The following is a 23,906-nucleotide window of genomic DNA, read 5'->3' as shown; positions in this document are numbered from 1 at the left end:
TGTTTGAGCATGATCTTTTCGGAAAACCGCTAAGCACTTTTCCGGATCATGCTCTAGTCGAATTGCGAGCGCTTGTAGTAGCCGCTGTCAATCAGGACTTTCTCCCAATTGGTCTTATCCACCACGACCGGCTTCAGCAGATAGGACGGAACCACCTTGACTCCGTTGTTATAGGTCTTGGTGTCGTTGACGCTGACCTCCTTCTTGCTCAGCACGGCATCGACCATGTCGGCCGTGACCTTGGCGAGATCGCGGGTGTCCTTGAAGATGGTCGAGTATTGCTCGCCGCGCAGCATCGCCTTGATCGAGGGCACCTCGGCATCCTGGCCGCTGACGAACGGCATCGGCTGGTCCTTGCTGCCGTAGCCGACGCCCTTCAGCGAGGAGATGATGCCGATCGACAGGCCGTCATAGGGCGACAGCACCGCATCGACGCGCTTCTTGCCGTAGAAGGCGCTGAGCAGATTGTCCATGCGGGCCTGCGCGGTCGCGCCGTCCCAGCGCAGGGTTGCGACCTTGCCCATGCCCGTCTGGCCGCTGCCGACCACGAGCTTGCCGCTGTCGATATAGGGCTTCAGCACCGACATCGCGCCGTCGTAGAAGAAGTAGGCGTTGTTGTCGTCGGGCGAGCCGCCGAACAGCTCGATGTTGAACGGCCCCTTGCCGTCCTTCAGCCCGAGCGCTTTCTCGATCGACTGTGCCTGCAGCACGCCGACCTGGAAATTGTCGAAGGTCGCGTAATAGTCCACATTCGGCGTGTCCCGGATCAGGCGGTCATAGGCGATCACCGTGATGCCCTGGGCCTTGGCCTGCTTCAGCACGTCGGACAGCGTGGTGCCGTCGATCGCCGCGATGACCAGCACCTTGGCGCCCTTGGTCACCATGTTCTCGACCTGGGAGAGCTGGTTCGGGATGTCGTCGTCGGCATATTGCAGGTCGGTCCCGTAGCCGCGTTCCTTCAGCACCTTGACCATGTTGTTGCCGTCGTCGATCCAGCGTGCCGAGGATTTGGTCGGCATTGCGATGCCGATGGTCGGCTTGCTCTGGGCGCGCGCGTCCGGCGCGACCGCGGTGAGACCTGCCAGCGCCAGCGCGATCAACGAGACCTTCAATCTGAACATGCGTCACTCCCCTTCTTCCTGGATTGGTTTCCGCGCTGCGGTCGCTGGCGTATCAACCATGACGAGCACGGCATATGGTATACCACCTCGCGACGGCCGAATCTGCGCCGTTGTCAGGGTGATTTGTTGCGAAAAAGTCGATGCAGCCCATGACTGGCACCACCATCCCTCGCGTCGCGTCGATCGCCAGTCCACGCGGCACCGGCCGGCTTCACTCGCCTGCGAGCAAAGGAATTGAAGGGGGCGCAACGGTGGATTCAGGCATCATGAGGCGCGGTCTCCCAAGCTCATTCGTGTGCGCCCCCCACCAGCGTTCAAGGTGGTGTGGCAGCGCAGGGCGACCCTCTTGCGGGGTACTTCGGTACTATTCCACGGAAGAAATGCGCCGACTAGTCACATTGTTTGTGACCTGTACCGGGCAGACCCGCCCGAACGACACGGCGCTGAGCTTACTTGTCGATCGCCGAGAGGTCGTCGACGACGAGCAGCGCCTCGGCGAAATCATCGTCACTGAAATACGCGCTTCGGGTGATGACCACGGGGATGCCCGCGTGCGACGCGGCAACGAGGCCGTTGCCGGAATCCTCGATGGCGATGCAATCCGACGGCGCCAGTCCAAGCCGGGCTAGGACCTCGACATAAACGTCTGGCGCCGGCTTCTTGCGCGGAACGTCATCGCCGGCAACGATCGCCTCGAACAGGTCGGCCCAGTCGAGCCCCAGCGCAACCGAGAGCAGCGCATCGATATTGCCATGCGAGGTCGTGGTCGCAATCGCCATCCGCTGGCCGCGGCGGCGTGCACCGCCGAGGAATGCTCTCACGCCCGGCCGCAGCGGGCAGCCGCCCGCCGCTATCAGCGCGGCGTAGCACGCGGTCTTGATCCGGTGCAGGTCCGCGATATCGGCGAATGTCAGCGACGGCACCGCGTTGCGCTGGTCGAACGCGCGGATGCGCTCCTTGCCTCCGGCGACGCGGAGCAGCCGCGCGTAGGTGACCTGATCCCAGAACCAGTCGAGGCCTGCCTCGGCAAACGCCTCGTTGAAGGCGCGACGGTGCACCTCCTCGGTTTCGGCCAGCGTGCCATCGACGTCGAAGATCAATGCACGGGCGCCCGCAATGATGTCGCGCATCCCGGTCCTTCGGATCACTGCGAGCGCCTGATTCATCGTCCCTCGCCCGCTGCACCGGCTCCTTTGCTGAACACGCGGCTGGCAAGCACGTCGCCGGCCTCGATCGACATCACGTCGTCGGCCGTCAGCGTACGGTCGAGCTTTGCCACGATCCGGTTGGCTTGGCGCAGCCGGATGCGGTCGAGCGCGTTGCGGATCGAGCGCGCATTGGAGAACAGCGGCTGTTCCTTGCGCACGGCGACGTAGCGGATGAAGGCCTCGCGTGCTTCCGGAGAAAGGCGATAATTCTGCTGCTGCAACATCAACTCGGCGATCCAGAGCAGCTCGCCGTCCGAATAGTCCGGGAAGTCGATGTGATGGGCGATACGGGAGCGGAAGCCCGGATTGCTCTGGAAGAATTTCTCCATGCGGTCGCCATAGCCGGCCAGGATCACCACCAGATCCTCGCGCTGCTGTTCCATGATCTGCAGCAGGATCTCGATCGCCTCCTGGCCGTAGTCGCGCTCGTTCTCGGGGCGATAGAGATAATAGGCCTCGTCGATGAACAGCACGCCGCCCATCGCCTTCTTCAATATTTCTTTCGTCTTCGGCGCGGTGTGGCCGATATATTGTCCGACAAGGTCATCGCGCGTGACGCTGATGACGTGGCCGCGGCGCACGAAGCCGAGCTTGTGCAGGATGCCGGCCATCCTGAGCGCGACCGTTGTCTTGCCGGTGCCGGGATTGCCGGTGAACGACATGTGTAGGGTCGGAAATGTCGTCGCCAGCGCCATCTTCTGCCTGATGCGTTCGACCAGCAGCAGCGAGGCGATCTCACGGATGCGGGTCTTCACCGGCTTGAGGCCGATCAGTTCGGAATCGAGCTGGTCGAGCACGTCGCCGATGCCGAGGTCGGCGAATTCATGCCGGAGGTCGATGGTTGCGAGCGGCGTCTCGCGGATTTGTTCGCTGATTTGTTCTTGCGCTTGGGTCATCATCCTCTCGCTTCGAAAAAGGCTCCGTCGCCGCGGCGGCGACGACGGAGAAGTGCATCCGGACCAGGACGGTCGAGGGAGCAATCCGCCTGGTTTACTGGCCGGACGCGGTCACTGGTCGGTGTAGCGTTCGCCCTCGGGGCGCGTCGCCGCATAGGAACGCGTCGCGTAACGGAGGTTACGTCCGGCGGCTTCCTGGCGGTCGAGCCGGAAGCCCGGCTCCTCGCGGGGCCGGTTGACGATGAAGGAGATGCGAACGGACTCCCAACCGTGGCCGGAATCGAAACCGGAGATCCGGATGTAGCGGTCGCCATAGACCCGCCGGCAGTCGGCGAGCTCCTTCATGATGCCGGCCGCATCGCGCAGGTCGAACATCGGCAGGCCCCACATCTCCCAATAGGTGTTGCGGGGATGCGGATCGTCGGTGAACTCGATGTTCACCGCCCAGCCCTTGTCGAGGCAGTATTGCACCTGTGCGGCGATCTGCTCGTCGGTCAGATCGGGCAGGAAGGAAAAGCAGCCTTGGGTAACGCGCATCAGAATCTCCTGTCAAACCGCCAAGCTCGGCGTGGGAACGAAATCGGGGGCATCCGTCGACTCGTAATTGAAGGTGACGTCCTTCCAGACGTCGAGCGCCTCGCGCAGCGGCGTGCAGGTCTGCGCCGCCTTGGCCAGGATCTCCGGTCCTTCATGGACGTAGTCGCGCCCCTCGTTGCGGGCGAGGACCATCGCTTCCAGCGCGACGCGGTTGGCTATGGCGCCGGCCTGGATGCCGCGGGGATGCCCGATGGTGCCGCCGCCGAACTGCAGCACGACGTCCTCGCCGAGCAGATCGAGCAGCTGGTGCATCTGGCCGGCATGAATGCCGCCGGAGGCCACCGGCATCAGCTTGTTGAGGCTAGCCCAGTTCTGGTCGAAGAACACACCGTGCTCGAGCTGCATCGGGTTGAAGTCTTCGCGGCAGATATCGTAGTAGCCGCGCGTTGTGTTCGGATCGCCCTCGAGCTTGCCGACCACCGTGCCAGCATGGATGTGGTCGACGCCGGCCAGCCGCATCCATTTCGCGATCACCCGGAACGAGACGCCGTGGCTGCGCTGCCTGGTATAGGTGGAATGGCCGGCGCGATGCAGATGCAGGATCATGTTGTTCCTGCGCGCCCACTTCGCCATCGACTGGATCGCGGTGTAACCGATCACCAGATCGATCATGACGATGTTGGAGCCGAGCTCATGGGCATATTCGGCGCGCTCGTACATATCCTCCATGGTCGCCGCGGTGACGTTGAGATAAGTGCCCTTGATCTCGCCGGTCGCGGCCTGCGCGCGGTTGACCGCCTCCATGCAGTACAGGAAGCGCTCGCGCCAGTGCATGAAGGGCTGCGAGTTGATGTTCTCGTCGTCCTTGGTGAAGTCGAGCCCGCCTTTCAAGGCTTCATAGACAACACGGCCGTAGTTGCGGCCGGACAGGCCGAGCTTCGGCTTCACGGTGGCGCCGAGCAGCGGACGGCCGAACTTATCGAGCCGCTCGCGCTCCACCACGATGCCGGTTGCCGGGCCCTGGAATGTCTTCACATAGGCGGTCGGCAGCCGCATGTCCTCCAGCCGCAGCGCCTTCAGCGGCTTGAAGCCGAACACGTTGCCGATGATCGACGCCGTCAGGTTCGAGATCGAGCCAGGCTCGAACAAATCGAGATCGTAGGCGATATACGCGAAGTAGCTGCCCGGCGAATTCGGCACCGGATCGACGCGATAGCACTTCGCCCGGTATTTTTCCGCGGCCGTCAGCCGGTCGGTCCACACCACGGTCCAGGTCGCGGTCGAGGATTCGCCCGCCACCGCCGCGCAGGCTTCGGTCGGATCGACGCCGTCCTGCGGCGTGACGCGGAACAAGGCGATGACGTCTGTGTCCTTGGGCTCGTAATTCGGCTCCCAATAGCCCATCCGCTTGTATTCCATCACGCCGGACTTGTAGCGATCTTTGCCACGCACCGTGATCGACTGCTGAATATTCATCGAAATCTCCTGTCGTTCGCCGCCATTTGCTCAAGCGGCCTGGGTCATCTTTCCAATCTGCGGATCGAGCGCGCCGGCGCGGTAGCGACGGGCCATCTCGGGCAGTGCCACCACCTTGATCCTGGCGGCATTGCCGGCCGTGCCGAATTGCTCGAAGCGGTCACGGCAGAGTTCGCGCAGCGCATCCATCGCCGGCTTCAGGAATTTGCGCGGATCAAACTCGCTCTTCGACTGCACCGCGACCTTGCGGAAGGCCGCAGCCATCGCCAGCCGGCAATCGGTGTCGATATTGACCTTGCGCACGCCGTGCTTGATGCCGCGGACGATCTCCTCGACCGGCACGCCCCAGGTTTGCGGCATCTCGCCGCCGAACTGGTTGAACATGTCCTGCAGCGGCTGCGGCACCGAGGACGAGCCGTGCATGACCAGATGCGTGTTCGGCAGCCGCGTGTGGATCTCCTCGACCACGCGCATCGCCAGGATTTCACCGTCGGGCCGGCGCGTGAACTTATAGGCGCCATGCGAGGTGCCCATCGCGATCGCCAGCGCATCGACCTTGGTGGCGCGGACGAAATCGACGGCCTGGTCGGGGTCGGTCAGCAGCTGATCGTGGCTCAGCTTGCCTTCGACGCCGTGACCGTCCTCCTGCTCGCCGCCGCCATGTTCGAGCGAACCGAGCACGCCGAGCTCGCCTTCGACCGAGGCACCGACCCAGTGCGCCATCTCGACGACCCGGCGGGTGATATCGACATTGTAGTCGTAGTCGGCCGCGGTCTTGGCGTCGGCCTTGAGCGAGCCGTCCATCATGACCGAGGTGAAGCCGTAGCGGATCGCGGTGGCGCAGGTCGCCTCCTCGTTGCCGTGATCGAGATGCAGGCAGAGCGGGATCTGCGGATACATCTCCTCCAGCGCATCGATCATCTTCGCCAGCATGATGTCGTTGGCATAGGACCGCGCACCGCGCGAGGCCTGGATGATGACCGGTGCGTCACAAGCGGCGGCCGCCTCCATGATGGCGAGGCCCTGCTCCATATTGTTGATGTTGAAGGCCGGCACGCCGTAGCCGCGTTCGGCGGCGTGGTCCAGCAATTGCCTCAGTGTTATCCGCGCCATAATGGCGTCCTCCTTTCAATTCACTCGTTGCATGAGCTGCTTTGCCGCCGCGGCAACGGCCGCAGGCGTGATGCCGAATTCGCGGTACAGCACGTCGCCCGGCGCGGAGGCACCGAAGCCGGTCATGCCGACGAACGCCCCGTCGTCGCCGAGCCAGCGCGCCCAGTCGCCTTCGACTGCGGCCTCCACACCGACGCGCGGGGCGTCGCCTAGCACCTGGGCGCGGTAGTCGCGCGGCTGCTGGCGGAACAGGTCGAGGCACGGGGCCGAGACGACCGCGGCCTGCACCCCTCCTTCCGCCAGCAGCTTTGCGGCTTCGAGCGCGATCGCCACCTCCGAACCCGTTGCAATCAGGGTGACGTCACGCCCGAAGGCCGGCTCGACGAGAACGTAGGCGCCGAGCGCGACCTGGTTGTCCTTGATATCGTCGCGGACCGTCGGCAACGCCTGCCGCGACAGGCAGAGGATCGACGGCGAGGTCTCCGCCTTCAGCGCGCAGTCCCAGGCTTCCGCCGTCTCCACTGCATCGGCCGGACGGAACACCAGCAGGTTCGGGATCGCCCGCAGCGCCGCCAGATGCTCGACCGGCTGATGCGTCGGCCCGTCCTCGCCGAGCCCGATCGAATCGTGGGTCATCACATGGATGACACGGATGCCCATCAGCGCGGCGAGACGGATCGCGGGCCGGCTGTAATCGGCGAAGCTGAGGAAGGTGCCGCCATAGGGAATGAACCCGCCGTGCAGCGCGATGCCGTTCATCGCCGCGGCCATGCCGTGCTCGCGGATGCCATAATGGATGTAGCTGCCGTCGAGCGTCTCCGGCCGCACCGAGACCTGCGACTTCGCCAGCGTGAGATTCGAATGCGTGAGGTCGGCCGAGCCACCCAGCAGGTTCGGCAAGGCCTCCGCGATCACGTCGATGACCTGCTGCGAGGCCTGCCGCGTGGCGAGTTTTGGCCGCTCGGTTGCAAACCGCCCCACGAGGTTCGCCATCGCCTCGGCATAGGCGCAGGGCAGTTTCCGGTTCAGCGCGTCGTGGAATGCAGACCGCTCGCCCTTGTCGCCCTTGCAGGCGATGCGCGAACGCTCGATCCAGGCCCGCCGTGCGTCACGGCCGCGGCCGCCGAGCTCGCGCCATTCGGCCAGCACCGCATCCGGGATTTCGAATGCCGGATACGGCCAGCGCAGCGCGCTGCGGGTCTTCGCCACCTCATCGGTGCCGAGCGGCGCGCCATGCACCTTCTCGCTGCCCTGCCGGTTCGGTGCACCGAACCCGATCACGGTGCGGCAGGCGATCAGCGACGGACGCTCGCTCGACCGCGCCTGCCTGATCGCCGCAGAGATTGCCTGCGGATCGTGGCCGTCAATGCGGCACACGTTCCAGCCACTGGCCCCAAAGCGCGCCGTCTGGTCGTCCGAGCAGGACAGCGAGGTGGCGCCGTCGATCGAGATGTGGTTGTCGTCGAACAGCACGATCAGCCGGTTCAGCCGCAAATGACCGGCGAGCGAGATCGCCTCATGGCTGAGGCCCTCCATCAGGCAGCCATCGCCGGCGATCACATAGGTGTAATGGTCGACTAGGTCGTCGCCGAAGCGTGCGTTCATCAAGCGCTCGGCGAGCGCCATGCCGACCGCGGTCGCAATCCCCTGCCCGAGCGGCCCGGTCGTGGTCTCGACCCCCGGTGTATGCCCGTATTCGGGATGGCCCGGGGTTTTCGATCCCCATTGCCGGAAGGCCTTGAGCTGACCGAGCGTCATGCTCTCGTAGCCCGTCAAATAGAGCAGCGCGTAGAGCAGCATCGAGCCGTGACCTGCCGACAGCACGAAACGGTCGCGGTCGGGCCAGGCCGGATCGGCCGGATCGAACTTCAGGAAATCGGTGAACAGCACGGTCGCGACATCGGCCATGCCCATCGGCATGCCGGGATGGCCGGATTTCGCCTGCTCGACCGCGTCGACGGCGAGGAAGCGGATGGCGTTGGCCATCTCGTCATGGCTGACGTCGGGCCGGCTGGCAACGGACGCAAGTGCGGTCATATCGTTTGCCTCTTTCGTTCGATCAGTTGCAGGATCAGCGGGGTGAGGATGAGCTGCATCGCGAGGTCGAGCTTGGCGCCGTGGATCACGATCGAGTTGGCGCGCGACATGAAGCTGTTCGGGATCATCGAGAGCAGATAGGGAAAATCGATGCCGCGCGGGTTCTTCAGCCGGATCACGACCATCGATTCATCCGGCGTCGGGATCCAGCGCGCGATGAACGGATTCGACGTGTCGACCGTCGGCACGCGCTGGAAGTTGATGTCGGTCTCGCTGAACTGCGGGCAGATGTAGTTCACATAGTCAGGCATCCGGCGCAGGATAGTGTCGGTCACCGCCTCGGTGGAGTAGCCGCGATGGCTGCGATCGCGATGCAGCTTCTGGATCCATTCGAGGTTGATGACCGGCACGACCCCGATCTTGAGGTCAGCGTGCTGCGCGACGTTCACCTTTTCGGTGACCACGGCACCATGCAGGCCCTCATAGAACAGCAGGTCGGAATTCTCCGGCAGCGGCTCCCACTTGGTGAAGGTGCCGGGCTTGGCGCCGTAGAGCCGGGATTCTTCCTCGTCGTGCACATAGTGCCGCGTCGTTCCGGTGCCGGTCTCGGCATAGTCGCTGAACAGCTTTTCCAGTTCCTCGAACAAATTGGTCTCAGGGCTGAAATGGCTGAAATGCTTGTCGCCGCGCTCGGCCTTCTCCGACATTCTGCTGCGCATCTCGGCGCGGTCGTAGCGGTGGAACGCGTCGCCCTCGATATAGGCCGCGACCACGTTCTCGCGGCGGAAGATGTTTTCGAACGTCTTCTTCACCGAGGTGGTGCCGGCGCCGGAAGAGCCGGTGATCGAGATGATGGGATGTCGACGAGACATGCGCTCCCCCTCAGCGGAACAGGCCGCGCCGCGCGAACAGCGGGGCATCGCTGCTCTCGAACAACGGCTCGACGGTCAGGTGGATCGCATCGACGTCGCGCACGGCGCGCGCCGATCCCATGATCAAGGGCACGCGCTGATGCGGCGTGCGTGCCGAGAGTTCGAGAATGCGCGAGCGGCCGTTCGACGCGGCACCGCCCGCCCATTCCATGATCAGCGCGATCGGATGCGCCTCATACAGCAGGCGCAGCCGGCCTTCGCGGTAGCCCTGGCGCGCATCCGCCGGGTACAGGAACACGCCGCCGCGCATCAGGATGCGGTAGGCTTCCGCCACCAGCGAGCCGATCCAGCGCATGTTGTAGTCCCGCCCGCGCTCGCCGTTCACCCCGGCGAGGCACTCGTCGATGTAGCTGCGCACCGGGCCGCTCCAGTGCCGCCGGTTCGAGGCATTGATAGCGAATTCCGACCCGTCCTGCGGCACCCGCAGGTCACGCGCCGTCAGCACGAACTCGCCGGTTCGCGGGTCCAGCGTGAAGCAGTCGACGCACTGGTCGAGCGCCAGCACCAGCACGGTCTGCGGACCGTAGATGAAGCAGCCGGCGGCACATTGCGCCGTGCCGGGCTCGAAGAAGGTCGAGATGACGTCGTTTCCCTTCGGCCGAATCGAGAAGATCGTGCCGATCGAGATATTGTTTTCCAGATTGGCGGATCCATCGAGCGGATCGATCGCGACACAGAGCGGCGCATCGGGATCGAGCGTCTCCGGCAGCTCGACTTCCTCCGACAGCACCGCGGCGACCGGCGCGGTGCGCAGCGCGTCGCGCATCAGTTGGTCGGCGACGATGTCGATGGTCTTCTGGCGATCGCCGTCGGGGTTGACGCCGCCGCTCTCGCCGCCGATCCCGGCGAGCGATCCGGCGGCGATGATGCGCGAGAGCTCGATCGCGGCACCGGCGAGGGCTTCGATCACCGCAACGGTCGCGGCGCGCAACGGGTTGTGTTGCGTCGGCCACTCCAGATGGGCATGCAATGCAGGACGAATCTCCACCGGCCTCTCCCTTTGATCGCCCTCTGTCCCGAGGTGTCGAGAGGCGACCGCGGGGAGTCGCCTTCCGCCGTATCAACGCGCGATTTGCCGAATTAGGGAAATTTTATTATCTTTGGTCCGGGCAAAGTATTTCTTATGGAGCTTGTCGTGGCCGGGAACTTCTCGCGGGACCTCACCATCCGCCAGCTGCGTGCGCTGTCCACCGTGCACCACGCCGGTTCGATCACGTCGGCGGCCAACCAGCTGAACCTGACGCAGCCGGCGGTGACGCTGCAGCTCCGCAACCTGCAGGCGCTCGCCGGATTGCCGCTGATCCAGCGCACCGGCGACGGCATGGCGCTGACGGATGCCGGCGCGCATGTGCTGACGCTGGTGGAGCGGATCGAGGCGGCGCTCAAGGACTGCGAGCAGTCGCTCGACATGATCGCAGGCCGCAGTGGCGGCCGCGTCGCAATGGGCGCGGTCTCGACCGCGAAATACTTCGTGCCGTTCGCGATCGCGGCGTTCTCGCGCCGCTTTCCCAAGATCGAGGTCACGCTCAGGATCGGCAACCGCGAGGAGATCCGCGACGCGCTGCGCGGCTACGATCTCGACATCGCGGTGATGGGCCGGCCGCCGGCCGATGTCGAGGTCGAGATGAAGCCGCTCGGCCGGCATCCGCACTTCATCATCGCCGCGCCCGATCATCGGCTGGCGCGGCGACGGCACGTCGCCACATCGGAGCTCGCCAATGAAACCTTCATCACCCGCGAGCAGGGATCAGGCACGCGGATGCTGATGCAGCAATATTTCGAGCGGGTCGGGCTGGAGCCGAAGCTCGGCATGGCGATGGACAGCAACGAGACCATCAAGCAGGCGGTGATGGCCGGGCTCGGCATCGCCTTCATCTCCCAGCACACGGTGTTTCACGAGCTGGAGGACGGCCGGCTGGTGGTGCTCAAGGTGAAGGGCTTGCCGATCGTCCGGCAGTGGCACGCGATCAGGCGCATCGACAAGATCCTGCTGCCGCCCGCGCAGGCCATGCTGGACTTCCTCGGCAAGGAGGGCTGGCGCTATCTACCGAATTCGCGCTAGCGCCGCGCGATGCCGCGATGCACGCGCGATCGAGAAAAACGAGGTGGCGCCGTATGTTAGGCATTGAAGTTCCGCGAAGCGCATGTCACATCTTGAGTGCGGCCACCTGACCGTATCCCCCAAGGGAGGATGAACTGCAGAACCAGTCCCCGCCGATGCCTGACTTCAAGGCGTTATTCGAGGCGGCGCCCGGCCTCTATCTGGTGCTGACCCAGCCCGACTTCCACATCGTGGCAGTAAGCGACGCCTATCTGCGTGCCACCAAGACCGAGCGCGCCGCGATCCTTGGGCGCGGGCTGTTCGAGGTCTTTCCCGACAATCCCGACGATCCGGCCGCCGACGGGGTGCGGAACCTGCGCGCCTCGCTCGAGCGGGTGGTCCAGTTCCGCCGCCTCGACACCATGTCGGTGCAGAAATACGATATCCGCAAGCCCGAGTCAGAGGGCGGCGGCTTCGAGGAACGTTACTGGAGCCCGCGCAATACGCCGGTTTTCGGACCAAGCGGACAGTTCGCCTACATCATCCATCGGGTCGAGGACGTCACCAGCTTCATCCAGTTGAAGCAGCGCGGCGTCGAGCAGGACAAGCTGACAGACCTGCTGCGCGAGCGCACCGAGCAGATGGAAGCAGAAATCTTCATGCGCGCCCGGGAGGTCGAGGCCGCGCGCGAACAGCTCGAAGCCGAGCAGAAGCTGCGCCAGGTGCAGAAGATGGAGGCCGTCGGGCACCTCACCGGCGGCATCGCGCACGACTTCAACAACATCCTGACCGTCATCACCGGCCTGATCGACATCCTGGCCGAAGCGGTGGAGCACGATGCCGCGCTGTCATCGGTGACGAAAATGATCAGCGACGCGGCATTCCGCGGCGCCGAGGTGACCAAGCATTTGCTGGCCTTCTCGCGGCAACAGCCGCTGCAACCGCGTGAAGCAGACCTCAACACGCTGGTGCAGGACACCGCGCGGCTGCTGCGCCCCTCGCTCGGCGAGCAGATCGAAATCGATACCGCGCTCGAGCCCGACGCTTGGCCGGCCTTCATCGACCCCAACCATATGTCGACCGCGCTGCTCAATCTCGCCCTCAATGCCCGCGATGCGATGCCCGACGGCGGCAAGCTGATGCTGGAGACCAGCAACGTCATCCTCGACGAGGTTTATGCCGCCGCCAATCTCGATGCGCGGGCGGGCGAATATGTGATGGTCGCAGTCAGCGACACCGGTGGCGGCATCCCGGAGCAGATCCGCGAAAAGGTGTTCGAGCCGTTCTTCACCACCAAGGACACCGGCAAGGGCACCGGCCTTGGGCTCAGCATGGTCTACGGCTTCATCAAGCAGTCCGACGGCCACCTCAAGATCTATTCCGAAGAGGGCCACGGCACGTCGATCAAGCTCTATCTGCCGCGCAGCAGCGGCGACATGGTCGACGTCGAGCCGCCCCCTCTGGTCGACACCCGCGGCGGCCATGAATCCATCTTGGTCGTCGAGGACGATCCGCTGGTCCGCAACTACGTCAGCGCCCAGCTCGAGCAGCTTGGCTATCACACGATGGTCACCGCCAACGGCCCGGAAGCGCTGGCTGCCGTCGACAACGGTTTCGTCTGCGACGTGCTGTTCACCGATGTCATCATGTCCGGCGGCATGAACGGCCGGCAGGTGGCCGATGCCGTGATCGCGAAGCTGCCGTCGGTGCGTGTGCTCTTCACCTCCGGCTACACCGAGGACGCGATCATTCACCACGGCCGTCTCGACCCCGATGTGACGCTGTTGCCGAAGCCCTATCGCAAATCCGATCTCGCCCGGATGATCCGCCAGGTGCTGGCCCAGCCGCCCGCATCGGCGGCGGCCAAGTAACGCCAACGTAACGCGGCTTGCCTAAAGCGCGATGAGATTGGGTTGAATCGTCATCGCGCTTTAGCCTTTTGTTTGAGCATGATCTTTTCGGAAAACCGCTTCGCACTTTTCCGGATCATGTTTTAGGGACCAAAGCTCGAGCGGCTCTGGATCTTCCAGGCGCCGTCGAGCAGGCTCAGCACGTAAAGCGAATCGTACACCCCGATCACCGATCCGTCCTCGCGATAGCGCGTGTAGCGGACCGCGTAATGCGCTTTCGCCGGCGAGGACTGCACGAGCGTCGTCTCGTTCCAGGCGCTGTGGTGCCAGCCGTCCTGTTTGCGCAGCCGCTCGAACAGGTCCATCGGATTGTTGCCGCTCTGCTGATAGACGGTAACCGCGCCGCCCGCGATCCGCACATGCGGGAAGTGCATCAGCGCATCCATGGCCGCGGCGTCATAACGATTGAGCGCCGCCATCCAGCGCGTCAGAACGTCCTGGCATTTGGCTTGGTCGGCGCGCGAAATCTGCGCCTCGACGGTGTAGGTCGGCGCGGACTCAGGCATCACGCGTCTCCACTCTGTTTGCTGGTCTGGCCGGCCGGCACCGCGCATCCGGACAGAAAGAGGGCCGCGCAGGCCCTGGCGCGCGCCTCGATCTCGCTGCGTGCCGGCGGCGGCTTGTGCCCGAACATGACGTCGCGTTGCGGCTTGAACACGAGCATGCCGAGCAGCATGCCCGCGGCAGTCTCCGCATCGTCGAGCACGATCCGCCCTCGCCTCTGCTGCACGCCCAGCCAGTTCGCCAGCGCGGCGATGGTGCGCTGCATGGCCTTTTCGTAGAACGTCTCGGCAATGTCGGGGAATTTGTCGCTCTCGGCCAGGATGATCCGTTGCAGCGCGATCACCTCGGCATCGAGGATGAGCTCGGCGCAGCTCAGCAAGGCGGCCTCCAGCGCCGCCGCAATATTGCGGCCGTCGCAGGCACCGAGATTCACGATGGACACGAACCGGTCCACCCTGTCCGTCACCATGCCTTCGAACAGCGCGAGCTTGGTCGGAATCAGCCGGTAGAGTGTCTTGGTGGAGACGCCGGCGCGGCAGGCGACGTCGGCGATGTTGGCCGCAGCGAAGCCGCGCTCCGAAAACTCACGCCGCGCCGCCTCATAGATGAGGGCGCGCGTCTCGTCATCGGAGCGCAGCTGCGGCCGCCCGCGGCCGCGCCGCTCCGGTGCCGGCGCGCTTTGTCCTGCCTGAGATCCTGCCTGACCTTTGCCCTTTCCGTTCATCAGTCGATCCGAGCCATGCTTTTGGATGATGCCTGTCATTCTATTGACAGTCCCAATATGGGCTTTATTTTGGAAAACATCAAGTTTCCTAATTAATCCCGCCGGCTGCCACTGAAATAGGTAAGATTTTCCAACGGGATAGAACAGATCAGGAGCGACGCCATGAGCCAGCATGAGACATCATTCAAGGCCGAGAGCCAGGTTCCGGCCGAGACCGCCAAGCAATTGATCGCCGCTCCGGAGGCCGCGAAGGCCCCTGCCGCCAAGGGCAAGCTACGCCGCCTGCTGCTGACCGGCGCAGCTCTCGCCCTCCTCGCCGGTGGCGCCTGGTACGGCTGGGATTACTGGACGCTCGGCCGCTTTCAGATCTCGACCGACGATGCCTATGTGAAGGCCGACAACACGACGATCGCGCCCAAGGTCTCCGGCTATCTCAGCGCAGTGCTGGTGGGTGACAATGAGCGCGTGCACGCCGGCCAGATGCTGGCGCGGATCGATGACCGCGATTTCAAGGTCGCGCTCGATCAGTCGAAGGCTGACGTCGCCGCCGCCGAAGCTGCGATCACCAGCAAGCGCGCGCAGCTCGACGTGCAGCATTCCGTGATCGAAGCCGCCCGTGCGACGCTCGATGTCGACACCGCAACGCAGACTTTCGCCGAGCAGGAGAACAAGCGCTACACCGACCTCGCCGGCACCGGCTACGGCAGCGTTCAAAACGCGCAGCAGGCGCAGTCGCGCTACGCCAGCGCGCAGGCTGCTATCGCCCGCGACACCGCCAACCTCGCCTCCGCCCAGCGCCAGGTGGAACTGCTCAAGGCCGAGATCGCCCAGGCGGTCGCGGCGTTGGGACGGGCCACAGCCCTGCAACACCAGGCAGAGCTCAATCTCAGCTACACCACGATCACCGCGCCGATCGACGGCGTCGTCGGCAACCGCACCTTGCGCACCGGCCAGTACGTCCAGGCCGGCACGCAGTTGATGTCGCTGGTGCCGGCTACCGGCGCCTATGTGATCGCGAACTACAAGGAGACCCAGCTCACCAATGTCCGCAAGGGACAGCCGGTCGAGATCGAGGTCGACATGTTCCCCGGTCAGGTCGTGCGCGGCCATGTCGACAGCCTCGCGCCGGCCAGCGGTCAGGAATTCGCGCTGCTGCCGCCTGACAACGCCACCGGCAACTTCACCAAGGTGGTGCAGCGCATCCCGGTGAAGATCGTGCTTGACGCAACTGCCGTCGAGCTGCGGCCGGGCATGTCCGTGATCCCGTCCATCGCGACGCTTTCACATCCTGCCGAGGACGCCCCGCACGCCAAGGCCACCTCGAAACTCGCTGTCGCCTCGTTCAAATAGGTGATGTCATGTCCGACCTCGCGCTCTCCTCCCCCGCCGCCGCGCCCCGCGCCGCGGCCGCCGCCGATCCCAACCGCGCCAGCGTGACCGTCTGGATTTCGATCCTGGCGGCCATGATCGGCGCCTTCATGGCGATCCTCAACATCCAGATCACCAACGCCTCGTTGCTCAACATCGAGGGCGGCATCGGCACCGGCGTCGACAATGGCTCCTGGATCTCGACCTCATACCTGATCGGCGAGATCGTGGTGATCCCGCTGACCGACTACCTCAGCCGTGTGTTCTCGTTCCGCAAGATCATGATCGTCCACGCGACGCTGTTCGCGATCTTTTCGGTCGCCTGTGCCTTCACCCACGATCTGCCGTCGATGATTGCGATGCGCGGCTTGCAGGGCTACTTCGGCGGCGTGCTGATCCCGATGGCGTTCACGCTGGTGTTCACCAAGCTGCCGAAGCCGCAGCAGCCGATTGGGCTGGCGATGTTCGCGCTCGCCGTGACCTTTGCCCCGGCGATCGGCCCGACCATCGGCGGCTACCTGACCGAGAATTACGGCTGGCAGACCATCTTCTTCGTCAACGTGATCCCGACCGCGGTGATGGTCATCACGCTCGATTTCACGCTCGAACGCCAACCGATGCAGCTGCATCTGCTCCGCGAGGGCGACTGGCTCGGCATCATCACGATGGCGATCGGCCTGTCGTCGCTGCAGGCCGTGCTCGAGGAAGGCAACAAGGACGACTGGTTCGGCTCGCCCTTCATCGTCAAGCTCGCGGTGATCGCGGCCGTCAGCCTGACCTTGTTCGTCGTGATCGAGCTCGTGGTCGAGAAGCCGCTGCTCCGGCTGCGGCTGCTGACCCAGCGCAGCTTCGGCTTTGGCACAATCTCGTCAGTGTTCGTCGGCTTCGCGCTGTTCGGATCGGTCTATTTGCTGCCTGCCTATCTCGGCCAGGTGCAGCGCTACAATGCCGAGCAGATCGGCCAGGTGCTGGCCTGGACGGGCCTGCCGCAATTGATCCTGATCCCGCTGGTGCCGATGCTGATGCAGCGCTTCGATGCCCGCCTGATCGCGTTCACCGGCATGGCACTGTTCGCGATCTCCTCCTTCATGAACATTCAGATGTCGCTCGACTATTCCGGCGACCAGTTCTTCGTCCCGAACATCGTCCGCGCCGTCGGCCAGGCGATTACGCTGGCGCCGTTGTCCGCGATCAGCCTCGGTAGCGTCGCGCCGCAGGATGCACCGGCGGCCTCCGGCATCTCCAACATGATGCGCAACCTCGGCGGCGCGATCGGCACAGCGCTGCTCGCGACCATCGTCACCAAGCGCGAGCAGTTCCACTCCAACATCATCGGCCAGTCCGTCCATCTCGGCCGCGAAGAGGTGCGGACCCGAATCGCCGAGGTCACCAACTACTTCCTCAGCCACGGCATCTCGGACCCCGCCACCGCACACAGCCAGGCGATCGTGGCGATCGGAAATATCGTGAAGCGCCAGGCGCTGGTGCTCGGCTTCAGCGATGCGTTTGCTGTGATCGGCGTCGTGCTGGTGCTGGCCGCGATCGCGATCGTTCTGACCGGCAAGCCGAAGAGCGCGGCAGGCGGCGCCGGCGCGCACTGAACTCTCGAGGGCGGCGGCCGCGGCCGTCGCCCTGCTCTCAACTTGCCTCGCGCAACTTGAAGCGCTGGATCTTTCCAGTCTGAGTCTTCGGCAGTGCCTCGACGAAGGCAATCGCGCGCGGATATTTGTACGGCGCGATCGTCGCCTTGACGTGATCCTGCAACAGCTTGACCTCGAGATCGTCGCTGGGCGCGCCCTGCCTCAACACCACGAACGCCGAGACGATCTGCCCGCGCTCTTCGTCGGGTGCACCGACCACCGCGCATTCGGCGACATCGGGATGCCCGAGCAGCGCCGCCTCGACCTCGGGGCCAGCGATGTTGTAGCCCGCCGAGATGATCATGTCGTCGGCACGCGCCACGAACGACAGCCGACCATTCTCGTCGCTGACAAAGGCGTCGCCGGTAATATTCCAGCCGTCGCGGACATATTTGGTTTGCCTGGAGTCCGCGAGATAGCGGCACCCGGTTGGGCCGCGAACTGCCAGCTTGCCAACCTGGCCCGGCGGCAGTTCGTTCATGTCCTCGTCGACGATCCTGGCCTGGTAGCCGGTAACAGGCGTGCCTGTGGTGCCGCCGACCGCGCTGCCCATGCGGTTGGTGATGAAGATGTGCAGCAGCTCGGTGCTGCCGATGCCGTCGAGGATCGGCTTGCCGGTCTTCGTCGTCCAGCTCTCGAACACCGGCGCCGGCAGCGTCTCGCCGGCCGAGACCGCGAGCCGCAGCGACGATAGATCGGCGCCCTTGTCCATCGCGGCCATCATCGCCCGATAGGCGGTCGGCGCGGTGAAGCAGATCGTCGCCTTGTAGGTTTCGATGATCCGGACCATCTCGCTCGGCGCCGCGTTCTCCAGCAGCGTCGCGGTGGCGCCGAAGCGCAGCGGGAAGATTGCGAGCCCGCCGAGACCGAAGGTGAAAGCAAGCGGCGGCGAGCCGACAAACACATCGTCGGGCGTCACCTCGAGCACTTCCCTGGCATAGCCGTCCGCCACGATCAGGAGATCGCGATGGAAGTGCATCGTCGCCTTGGGCTCGCCCGTGGTGCCCGACGTGAAGCCGAGCAGCGCGACATCGTCGCGGCCAGTTTTGACCGCATCGAACTTCACCGGCTTGTTCAGCGCAATCCGGTCGAGCTCGGCATCGTGGTTCTGTGTGCCGTCGAAATTGACGACCTGCTTGAGGAATTTGCTGGTCTTGGCGCAGGCCACCAGTTCGTCCGCGATGCGGCTGTCGGTCAGCGCCAGCGATATCTCGGCCTTGTCGATGATCTTGGCGAGTTCGCCCGCACGCAGCATCGGCATCGTGTTGACGACAACCGCGCCCGCCTTGGTCGCACCGAGCCAGGCCGCGACCAGCGCCGGGTTGTTGCCGGAGCGGATCAGGACACGATTGCCCGGCTTGACGCCGTAATTCTCCACCAGCGCATGCGCCAGGCGGTTCGACCAATCGGTCAATTCCTTGTAGGTGCGCTGGCGGCCGTTGCCGATCAGCGCGATGCGATCGCCCATGCCCTGCTCGACGATGCGGTCGGTCAGTTCGACCGCGGCGTTGAGATAATCGGGATACCTGAATTCAGGCCGGTCGAGCAGCAGCTGCGGCCACTGCTGCATTGGCGGCAGGTTGCGCCGCGCGAAATCGTCGACATGCCCGGATGGGCCGAGCCCGGGAAATTCACCTGACATTCGATTGCCCCTCGCTTTCCATCCAGAAAGGCCAAGATCAAATCAAGACCAACATCGAGAAGACCAGGATCGAGGACGCCCGGCAGCGTTCCAATCGCCAATCATTTTATACTTAAAATAGTTTGGCGCAAGGGTGGAAATGGCGTGGAAATGGCCGCGCCCCTCCCGAAACCTCAGATCTGCGTGAGCTGCTTCAGCCGTGCGACCATCGCCGATCCCGGGTCGGCGAGCGGTGCGATCGCGGTGAAATGATTGGCATCGAGCACGACGCCGAACTGCGTTGCCACGTCCGCCTTGCTCCAGGCATCGACAATGGTCCGGCTCTGTCGATGATATTCGCTGCTCTCATTGCCGCCGACGACGGCATCGAGCGTCGCGCCCGCGGGCGCTTTCCAGAACAGCGGGCTCACCGCCCTTGCTGCGGCGCGGTCGAGCCCGAGTGCCTTGTTGATGGAGGTGCCGACCAGCGGCTCGAGCTCGAACAGGCCGGAGATCGCGTAAGCAGCCTTGACCAGATTTTTTGGCAACGATGCATCGTAGGCCGGCCAATCGGTCGCGAGCATGCATGCGGCAAGATGTCCGCCGGCCGAGTGGCCGGACATCACCAACGGCCGGCCGAGCTTCGCCAGTTCGCGTGACGCCGCGCGCATCTCCGCGATGATATCGCCGACCGAGACGTTGGGGCAGAGATCGTAGCTTGGCACTGCCACACTGATGCCGTGGCCATTGAGGCCCCGTGCGCAGTGGCTCGATGACGAGCCATCGAGCGCCTGCCAGTAGCCGCCATGGATGAAGACGACGAGCCCCGTCACGATCGGCTTCGAACAGGTCGATGACGTTGCGGCTGCCCGGACCGTAGCTCAGCCGCCGCGGCGGGTGCTGCTCGCGATAGGCAGCGGAGTCCCTCGCCCAGCCGGCCATCAGCGCCGGGTTTTCCGGCACCCGCGCCCGGTTGTTGTACTCGACCTCGTAATCGATCCCGGTCACGGCGCTACGCCGTCCTCGCCTTGGCGGAGCGCTGCGCCGAGCCCTTGGCCTTGGCAAGCAGCCGCATCAGTTCGCGGATATCCTTCGGCGAGAGGTCGCCGAAGATATCGGCGATCCATTTCTCGTGCTCGGCCGCCATCTTGCGGAATTCGGCCCGGCCGAGCTTGGTCAGCCGGATGAACTGGACGCGGCGGTCGGCCTCTGAGGTACGGCGATCGAGGTGACCGGACTCGACCAGGCGCTCGACCAGCCCGGTGACGTTGCCGTTGGACACCATCATCCGCTTCGACAGGTCCGACAGCGTCATGCCGTCGGATACCTTGTCGAGCTGGGCCATCAGATCGAAGCGCGGCAGCGTGACGTCGAACTTCTCGCGCAGCTGGCTGCGCACCTCGCCTTCGATCAGCGTGGTGCAGGTCAATAGCCGCAGCCACAGCCGCAGCTCGGTGCCGTGATCGTCGGGCAGTTCGACGGCTTTGGTTTCGGAATCGAGGATCATGCGGCGATCGCGCCTCCACAGCGGGTTCCGGTCGGACCGATTACTTTGAGCTTCAAGCAATTCGCGGCGTCCCGCAAGGACAATTGCGAATCTTGTGTGCTACATCAGTGCCGATCCTGCAATTTCTTTAAACTTCAAGCAATTGGCGCGACGCTTGCATGTGCGGTGCGTGCATGGTGCGCGACGATCGCCCTGACGCGATGCCACATCGCTTGCAGCGGTCGCGCGCGTCAGACTAAGCTGAGGCCAAACAAGTTGAAGCCGAGGCATCGAGCCAGTGGCTGGGGGAGTGAGATGAAGCAATTGACGAAGCTCGCGGGATTGGCGGCGCTGCTGGGTATCGCGGTCAGCCCGGCGGCCGCCCAGGAGAAGATCAAGATCGGCGTGCTGGTGACGACCTCGGGACCGGCCGCAGCGCTCGGCCAGCAGGTCCGCGACGGCTTTGCGCTCGCGATCAAGGACCTCGGCGGCAAGATGGCCGGCCGCGATGTCGAGATCGTCAACGCCGATGATGAGCTCAAGCCCGACGGCGCAGTGGTCAAGGTGCGCGGCCTGCTCGAGCGCGACAAGGTCGATTTCGTGGTCGGCCCGATCTTCTCCAACATCCTGCAGGCGATCCACCGTCCGGTCACCGATAGCAAGACCTTCCTGATCAGCCCGAATGCGGGCCCTTCGAGCTACGCCGGCAAGGAGTGCAATCCGTTCTTCTATGTGACGTCGTACCAGAACGATCAGGTGCACGAGATCCTCGGCAAGGTGGCGCAGGACCGCGGCTACAAGCGGGTCTATTTGCTGGTGCCGAACTATCAGGCCGGCCGCGACTCCGTCGCCGGCTTCAAGCTCGATTACAAGGGCGAGATCGTCGAGGAATCCTACACGCCGTTGAACACGCTGGATTTCCAGCCCGAGCTCTCCAAGATCGCCTCGCTGAAGCCGGACGCGCTGTTCACCTTCATGCCGGGCGGCATGGGCGTGAACCTCGTGAAGCAGTACAAGCAGGCCGGCGCCACCGTGCCGGTGCTCTCCGCCTTCACCGTCGACGAATCCACTCTCCCCGCGCAGCAGGACGCCGCCGTCGGCATGTTCGGCGGCGCGAACTGGGCGCCCAACCTCGACAATGTCAGGAGCAAGAAGTTCGTCACGGCCTATGAGGCCGCCTACAATGGCGTGCCCGGCACCTACGCCATGCAGGCCTATGACGCGGCGCTGTTGATCGACAGCGCGGTCAAGGCGGTGAAGGGCGACCTCTCCAACAAGGACGCCGTCGCGGCGGCGCTGAAGAAGGCCGACTTCACCTCGCTGCGCGGTAACTTCAAGTTCAACACCAACGGCTATCCGATCCAGGATTTCTACCTCACCAAGGTCGCGAAGCGGCCCGACGGCAAATTCCAGACCGAGATCGTCGAAAAAGTGTTCTCGAACTATGGCGACCGCTACGCCAAGGACTGCGCCGCCAAGTGAATCACTCAAAGCGTTTTCAAGCGAAGTGGACACCGGTTCGCGTGAAGAAAACGCGCCAAACAAAGCGAGGGAAACATGACGATGAAAGACGAGATCGCCGGCATCACCCGCGCCAATGAAGGCATCCAGGGCATTTCCTGGAGCATCCTTGGCCAGACCTACGTGCCGAAGAGCCGCACCGAGCATTCGTTCTCCTGGCACGCCACCTTCCCGCCGGGCACCTTCGTGCCTCCGCATATCCATCCCGACCAGGACGAGTACCTCTATATCCTCGAGGGCAAGCTCGACTTCATGCTCGACGGCGCCGACGAGTCAGCCACCCCTGGTGATCTGGTGCGCCTGCCGATGGGCAAGCCGCACGGCATCTTCAACAAGTCGCAGCAGCCGGCCAAGACGCTGTTCTGGGTGTCGCCGACGCGAAGGCTCTACGACCTGTTCTGGGCGATCCACAACATGAAGGAACAGAACCCGGATGACGTGGTGCGGCTCGCCGCCGAACACAACATCCACTTCCTGCCGCCGCCTCCGGCGTAACTCTCTCCTCAGGCGCTACTGCCGCGCCACCACGCGCGCGGCGAAGCCGGCCTTCGCGGCATAGCCGCGCACGATCGCCTCGCGGGCCTCATAATTGAGGATGGTGTCGACGTCGGTGAAGCCCTGCGGCGCGAGCTGCTCGACGGCGTCGATCACGCCTTCCGGCCCGCCGCGGCGGTTGGAGGCGACGATATCGGCGGTCATCGGCAGCCGCTGCCGCTCATAGGCCGCCAGCGCCTGGCGCGGATGCTCCGCTCGCGCCAGCATATCGGCAAGACAGCGCGCATCGAGGATGGCTTGCGACGCGCCGTTAGATCCGACCGGATACATCGGATGCGCGGCGTCGCCGAGCAGCGTGACGCGTCCGCTCGACCAGCACGGCAGCGGATCGCGGTCGCAGCACGGGTACTCCCAGAACTCCGACGTCGCGTTGATCAGGCCGGTGAAGTCGACCTGCGGGATCGTGAAACCAGTGACGTAAGGCATCATCTCGTCGCGCCGGCCGAGATTGGACCAGCCCTCGCGGCGCGGCGGCGGCGAAGAGCCGTCGCCGATCCGCACCAGCACCGCCCAGTTGGTGAGCCGGCTCGCCGGGCTCGAGCCCGGCGCGATCGGATAGATCACGGCCTTGGCGTTCAGTCCGCCGGCGATGATCATCGAGCGTCCGGTCAGGAAGGCCGGCCAATCGGTGGCGCCGCGCCACAGCATCAGCCCGTTCCAGCACGGCCCGCCTTCATCCGGAAACAGCATCTCGCGCACCTTGGAGTGGATACCGTCGGCGCCGATCAGAATGTCGCCGCGCGCGGTGTGCACGTGGCTGCCAGCGCGGTCGAAGAAATAGGCCGAGACGCCGCCCTCGTCCTGCGTGAACGAGCCGAGCCGGCAGCCGGTGCGGATCGCATCCGCGCCAAGACGGTCGATCACGGCCTGATGGATTACGCCCTGCAGGCGGCCGCGATGAACAGAGAATTGCGGCACGTCGTGCCCGGCGTCGAGCCCGCGTTTCTCGTGCCAGACCTGCTGGCCGTGCCGCGTCAGATAGAACAGCTCAAAGGTGCGGATCGCGACGTCGTCGAGCTTGTCGAGCAGGCCCAGCCCCGCCAGCTCGCGGATCGCATGCGGCAGCGTGTTGATGCCGACGCCGAGCTCGCGGATCGTCTCCGACTGCTCATACAGCTCGCAAGCGATGCCGCGCGAGCGAAGCATCAGCGCAGTGGTGAGGCCTCCGATTCCGCCTCCGACGATAATCGCCTTCATCGTCCTTTACTCCACTCAC

General features: G+C 64.5%; 21 protein-coding genes. 6 read left to right on the top strand and 15 right to left on the bottom strand.

Translation table 11 applies throughout. The annotated features are described in order from the left end of the window. Nucleotides 1-53 precede the first annotated feature (53 nt). The 9 genes from chvE to HAP48_RS32215 form a co-directional block, all read right to left on the bottom strand. On the bottom strand, nucleotides 54-1,121 hold the full coding sequence (gene chvE / locus HAP48_RS32255) for a multiple monosaccharide ABC transporter substrate-binding protein (protein ID WP_166203907.1): 1,068 nt from the start codon (nucleotides 1,119-1,121) through the stop codon (nucleotides 54-56). A gap of 449 nt (nucleotides 1,122-1,570) precedes the next feature. Then, nucleotides 1,571-2,251, bottom strand: coding sequence for an HAD family hydrolase (locus HAP48_RS32250; RefSeq protein ID WP_420869828.1), 681 nt, complete (start codon nucleotides 2,249-2,251; stop codon nucleotides 1,571-1,573). 32 nt (nucleotides 2,252-2,283) lie between these two features. Further along, nucleotides 2,284-3,225 carry a CbbX protein gene (cbbX, locus tag HAP48_RS32245; protein WP_166203905.1) on the bottom strand — a complete coding sequence of 314 codons (942 nt, stop codon included), beginning with the start codon at nucleotides 3,223-3,225 and terminating at the stop codon, nucleotides 2,284-2,286. Between the two features lie 111 nt (nucleotides 3,226-3,336). Beyond that, a complete protein-coding gene (locus HAP48_RS32240) occupies nucleotides 3,337-3,762 on the bottom strand; it encodes a ribulose bisphosphate carboxylase small subunit (protein ID WP_029080708.1) in 426 nt (141 codons plus the stop codon). A gap of 12 nt (nucleotides 3,763-3,774) precedes the next feature. After that, the gene (locus HAP48_RS32235; protein ID WP_166203904.1) at nucleotides 3,775-5,238 is read right to left on the bottom strand and encodes a form I ribulose bisphosphate carboxylase large subunit; all 1,464 of its coding nucleotides are present in this window, start codon (nucleotides 5,236-5,238) and stop codon (nucleotides 3,775-3,777) included. A gap of 30 nt (nucleotides 5,239-5,268) precedes the next feature. Continuing rightward, nucleotides 5,269-6,351, bottom strand: coding sequence for a class II fructose-bisphosphate aldolase (fba, locus tag HAP48_RS32230; protein ID WP_166203903.1), 1,083 nt, complete (start codon nucleotides 6,349-6,351; stop codon nucleotides 5,269-5,271). Nucleotides 6,352-6,366: 15 nt separating this feature from the next. After that, complete coding sequence (tkt, locus tag HAP48_RS32225; RefSeq protein ID WP_166203902.1) at nucleotides 6,367-8,388, bottom strand: transketolase; 2,022 nt, start codon at nucleotides 8,386-8,388, stop codon at nucleotides 6,367-6,369. Next, nucleotides 8,385-9,260, bottom strand: coding sequence for a phosphoribulokinase (locus HAP48_RS32220; protein WP_166203901.1), 876 nt, complete (start codon nucleotides 9,258-9,260; stop codon nucleotides 8,385-8,387). The genes tkt and HAP48_RS32220 overlap by 4 nt, the downstream gene beginning before the upstream one ends. 10 nt (nucleotides 9,261-9,270) lie before the next feature. Next, nucleotides 9,271-10,302, bottom strand: a complete 1,032-nt coding sequence (locus HAP48_RS32215) for a class 1 fructose-bisphosphatase (RefSeq protein WP_420869913.1) — start codon at nucleotides 10,300-10,302, stop codon at nucleotides 9,271-9,273. 153 nt (nucleotides 10,303-10,455) lie between these two features. Here HAP48_RS32215 and HAP48_RS32210 point away from each other — a divergent pair, with 153 nt between their 5' ends. Beyond that, nucleotides 10,456-11,382: a LysR family transcriptional regulator gene (locus HAP48_RS32210; protein WP_166203899.1), complete on the top strand. Its 927-nt coding sequence runs from the start codon at nucleotides 10,456-10,458 to the stop codon at nucleotides 11,380-11,382. 155 nt (nucleotides 11,383-11,537) lie between these two features. After that, complete coding sequence (locus tag HAP48_RS32205) at nucleotides 11,538-13,232, top strand: ATP-binding protein (RefSeq protein WP_166203898.1); 1,695 nt, start codon at nucleotides 11,538-11,540, stop codon at nucleotides 13,230-13,232. 122 nt (nucleotides 13,233-13,354) lie between these two features. Here the strand turns inward: HAP48_RS32205 and HAP48_RS32200 are convergent, their stop codons facing one another. After that, entirely contained in the window at nucleotides 13,355-13,777 is a 423-nt protein-coding gene (locus HAP48_RS32200; RefSeq protein WP_166203897.1) for a nuclear transport factor 2 family protein, read from the bottom strand. After that, on the bottom strand, nucleotides 13,777-14,673 hold the full coding sequence (locus HAP48_RS32195) for a TetR/AcrR family transcriptional regulator (protein ID WP_338028960.1): 897 nt from the start codon (nucleotides 14,671-14,673) through the stop codon (nucleotides 13,777-13,779). Before HAP48_RS32195 ends, HAP48_RS32200 begins: the two co-directional genes overlap by 1 nt. On the opposite strand from HAP48_RS32195, the gene HAP48_RS32190 reads away from it, so the two are divergent. Next, complete coding sequence (locus HAP48_RS32190; RefSeq protein ID WP_166203896.1) at nucleotides 14,662-15,849, top strand: HlyD family secretion protein; 1,188 nt, start codon at nucleotides 14,662-14,664, stop codon at nucleotides 15,847-15,849. The genes HAP48_RS32195 and HAP48_RS32190 overlap by 12 nt on opposite strands. 8 nt (nucleotides 15,850-15,857) lie before the next feature. Then, complete coding sequence (locus tag HAP48_RS32185; RefSeq protein WP_166203895.1) at nucleotides 15,858-17,468, top strand: DHA2 family efflux MFS transporter permease subunit; 1,611 nt, start codon at nucleotides 15,858-15,860, stop codon at nucleotides 17,466-17,468. Between the two features lie 37 nt (nucleotides 17,469-17,505). On the opposite strand, the gene HAP48_RS32180 is transcribed toward HAP48_RS32185, so the two are convergent. The 3 genes from HAP48_RS32180 to HAP48_RS32170 all read right to left on the bottom strand — a co-directional run bounded on the left by HAP48_RS32180 (nucleotide 17,506) and on the right by HAP48_RS32170 (nucleotide 20,635). Next, nucleotides 17,506-19,149: a benzoate-CoA ligase family protein gene (locus tag HAP48_RS32180; protein ID WP_166203894.1), complete on the bottom strand. Its 1,644-nt coding sequence runs from the start codon at nucleotides 19,147-19,149 to the stop codon at nucleotides 17,506-17,508. Nucleotides 19,150-19,322: 173 nt separating this feature from the next. Continuing rightward, the gene (locus HAP48_RS32175; RefSeq protein ID WP_224496708.1) at nucleotides 19,323-19,961 is read right to left on the bottom strand and encodes an alpha/beta hydrolase; all 639 of its coding nucleotides are present in this window, start codon (nucleotides 19,959-19,961) and stop codon (nucleotides 19,323-19,325) included. A gap of 179 nt (nucleotides 19,962-20,140) precedes the next feature. Further along, nucleotides 20,141-20,635: a MarR family winged helix-turn-helix transcriptional regulator gene (locus HAP48_RS32170; RefSeq protein ID WP_166203893.1), complete on the bottom strand. Its 495-nt coding sequence runs from the start codon at nucleotides 20,633-20,635 to the stop codon at nucleotides 20,141-20,143. A gap of 294 nt (nucleotides 20,636-20,929) precedes the next feature. Between HAP48_RS32170 and HAP48_RS32165 the strand changes: the two genes are divergently transcribed. Both HAP48_RS32165 and HAP48_RS32160 read left to right on the top strand, forming a co-directional pair. Next, complete coding sequence (locus HAP48_RS32165; protein WP_166203892.1) at nucleotides 20,930-22,096, top strand: ABC transporter substrate-binding protein; 1,167 nt, start codon at nucleotides 20,930-20,932, stop codon at nucleotides 22,094-22,096. 81 nt (nucleotides 22,097-22,177) lie between these two features. Further along, on the top strand, nucleotides 22,178-22,630 hold the full coding sequence (locus HAP48_RS32160) for a cupin domain-containing protein (protein ID WP_026192554.1): 453 nt from the start codon (nucleotides 22,178-22,180) through the stop codon (nucleotides 22,628-22,630). 15 nt (nucleotides 22,631-22,645) lie between these two features. On the opposite strand, the gene HAP48_RS32155 is transcribed toward HAP48_RS32160, so the two are convergent. Further along, a complete protein-coding gene (locus HAP48_RS32155; protein WP_166203891.1) occupies nucleotides 22,646-23,887 on the bottom strand; it encodes a flavin-dependent oxidoreductase in 1,242 nt (413 codons plus the stop codon). Between the last annotated feature and the right edge of the window lie 19 nt (nucleotides 23,888-23,906).

Source organism: Bradyrhizobium septentrionale (genome assembly GCF_011516645.4).
GTDB classification, from domain to species: domain Bacteria; phylum Pseudomonadota; class Alphaproteobacteria; order Rhizobiales; family Xanthobacteraceae; genus Bradyrhizobium; species Bradyrhizobium septentrionale.
Note: the sequence above shows the minus strand (reverse complement) of the source record. Positions and strands in the feature narration are given on the sequence as shown.

Coding starts and splice junctions, on each gene's coding strand:
- HAP48_RS32250 (WP_420869828.1), bottom strand. CDS start 2,251: ATGCGCGACATCATTGCGGGCGCCCGTGCATTGATCTTCGACGTCGAT.
- HAP48_RS32170 (WP_166203893.1), bottom strand. CDS start 20,635: ATGATCCTCGATTCCGAAACCAAAGCCGTCGAACTGCCCGACGATCAC.
- HAP48_RS32165 (WP_166203892.1), top strand. CDS start 20,930: ATGAAGCAATTGACGAAGCTCGCGGGATTGGCGGCGCTGCTGGGTATC.
- HAP48_RS32240 (WP_029080708.1), bottom strand. CDS start 3,762: ATGCGCGTTACCCAAGGCTGCTTTTCCTTCCTGCCCGATCTGACCGAC.
- HAP48_RS32190 (WP_166203896.1), top strand. CDS start 14,662: ATGAGCCAGCATGAGACATCATTCAAGGCCGAGAGCCAGGTTCCGGCC.
- HAP48_RS32235 (WP_166203904.1), bottom strand. CDS start 5,238: ATGAATATTCAGCAGTCGATCACGGTGCGTGGCAAAGATCGCTACAAG.
- HAP48_RS32180 (WP_166203894.1), bottom strand. CDS start 19,149: ATGTCAGGTGAATTTCCCGGGCTCGGCCCATCCGGGCATGTCGACGAT.
- HAP48_RS32195 (WP_338028960.1), bottom strand. CDS start 14,673: ATGCTGGCTCATGGCGTCGCTCCTGATCTGTTCTATCCCGTTGGAAAA.
- tkt (WP_166203902.1), bottom strand. CDS start 8,388: ATGACCGCACTTGCGTCCGTTGCCAGCCGGCCCGACGTCAGCCATGAC.
- fba (WP_166203903.1), bottom strand. CDS start 6,351: ATGGCGCGGATAACACTGAGGCAATTGCTGGACCACGCCGCCGAACGC.
- HAP48_RS32205 (WP_166203898.1), top strand. CDS start 11,538: ATGCCTGACTTCAAGGCGTTATTCGAGGCGGCGCCCGGCCTCTATCTG.
- HAP48_RS32160 (WP_026192554.1), top strand. CDS start 22,178: ATGAAAGACGAGATCGCCGGCATCACCCGCGCCAATGAAGGCATCCAG.
- chvE (WP_166203907.1), bottom strand. CDS start 1,121: ATGTTCAGATTGAAGGTCTCGTTGATCGCGCTGGCGCTGGCAGGTCTC.
- HAP48_RS32155 (WP_166203891.1), bottom strand. CDS start 23,887: ATGAAGGCGATTATCGTCGGAGGCGGAATCGGAGGCCTCACCACTGCG.
- HAP48_RS32220 (WP_166203901.1), bottom strand. CDS start 9,260: ATGTCTCGTCGACATCCCATCATCTCGATCACCGGCTCTTCCGGCGCC.
- HAP48_RS32185 (WP_166203895.1), top strand. CDS start 15,858: ATGTCCGACCTCGCGCTCTCCTCCCCCGCCGCCGCGCCCCGCGCCGCG.
- cbbX (WP_166203905.1), bottom strand. CDS start 3,225: ATGACCCAAGCGCAAGAACAAATCAGCGAACAAATCCGCGAGACGCCG.
- HAP48_RS32200 (WP_166203897.1), bottom strand. CDS start 13,777: ATGCCTGAGTCCGCGCCGACCTACACCGTCGAGGCGCAGATTTCGCGC.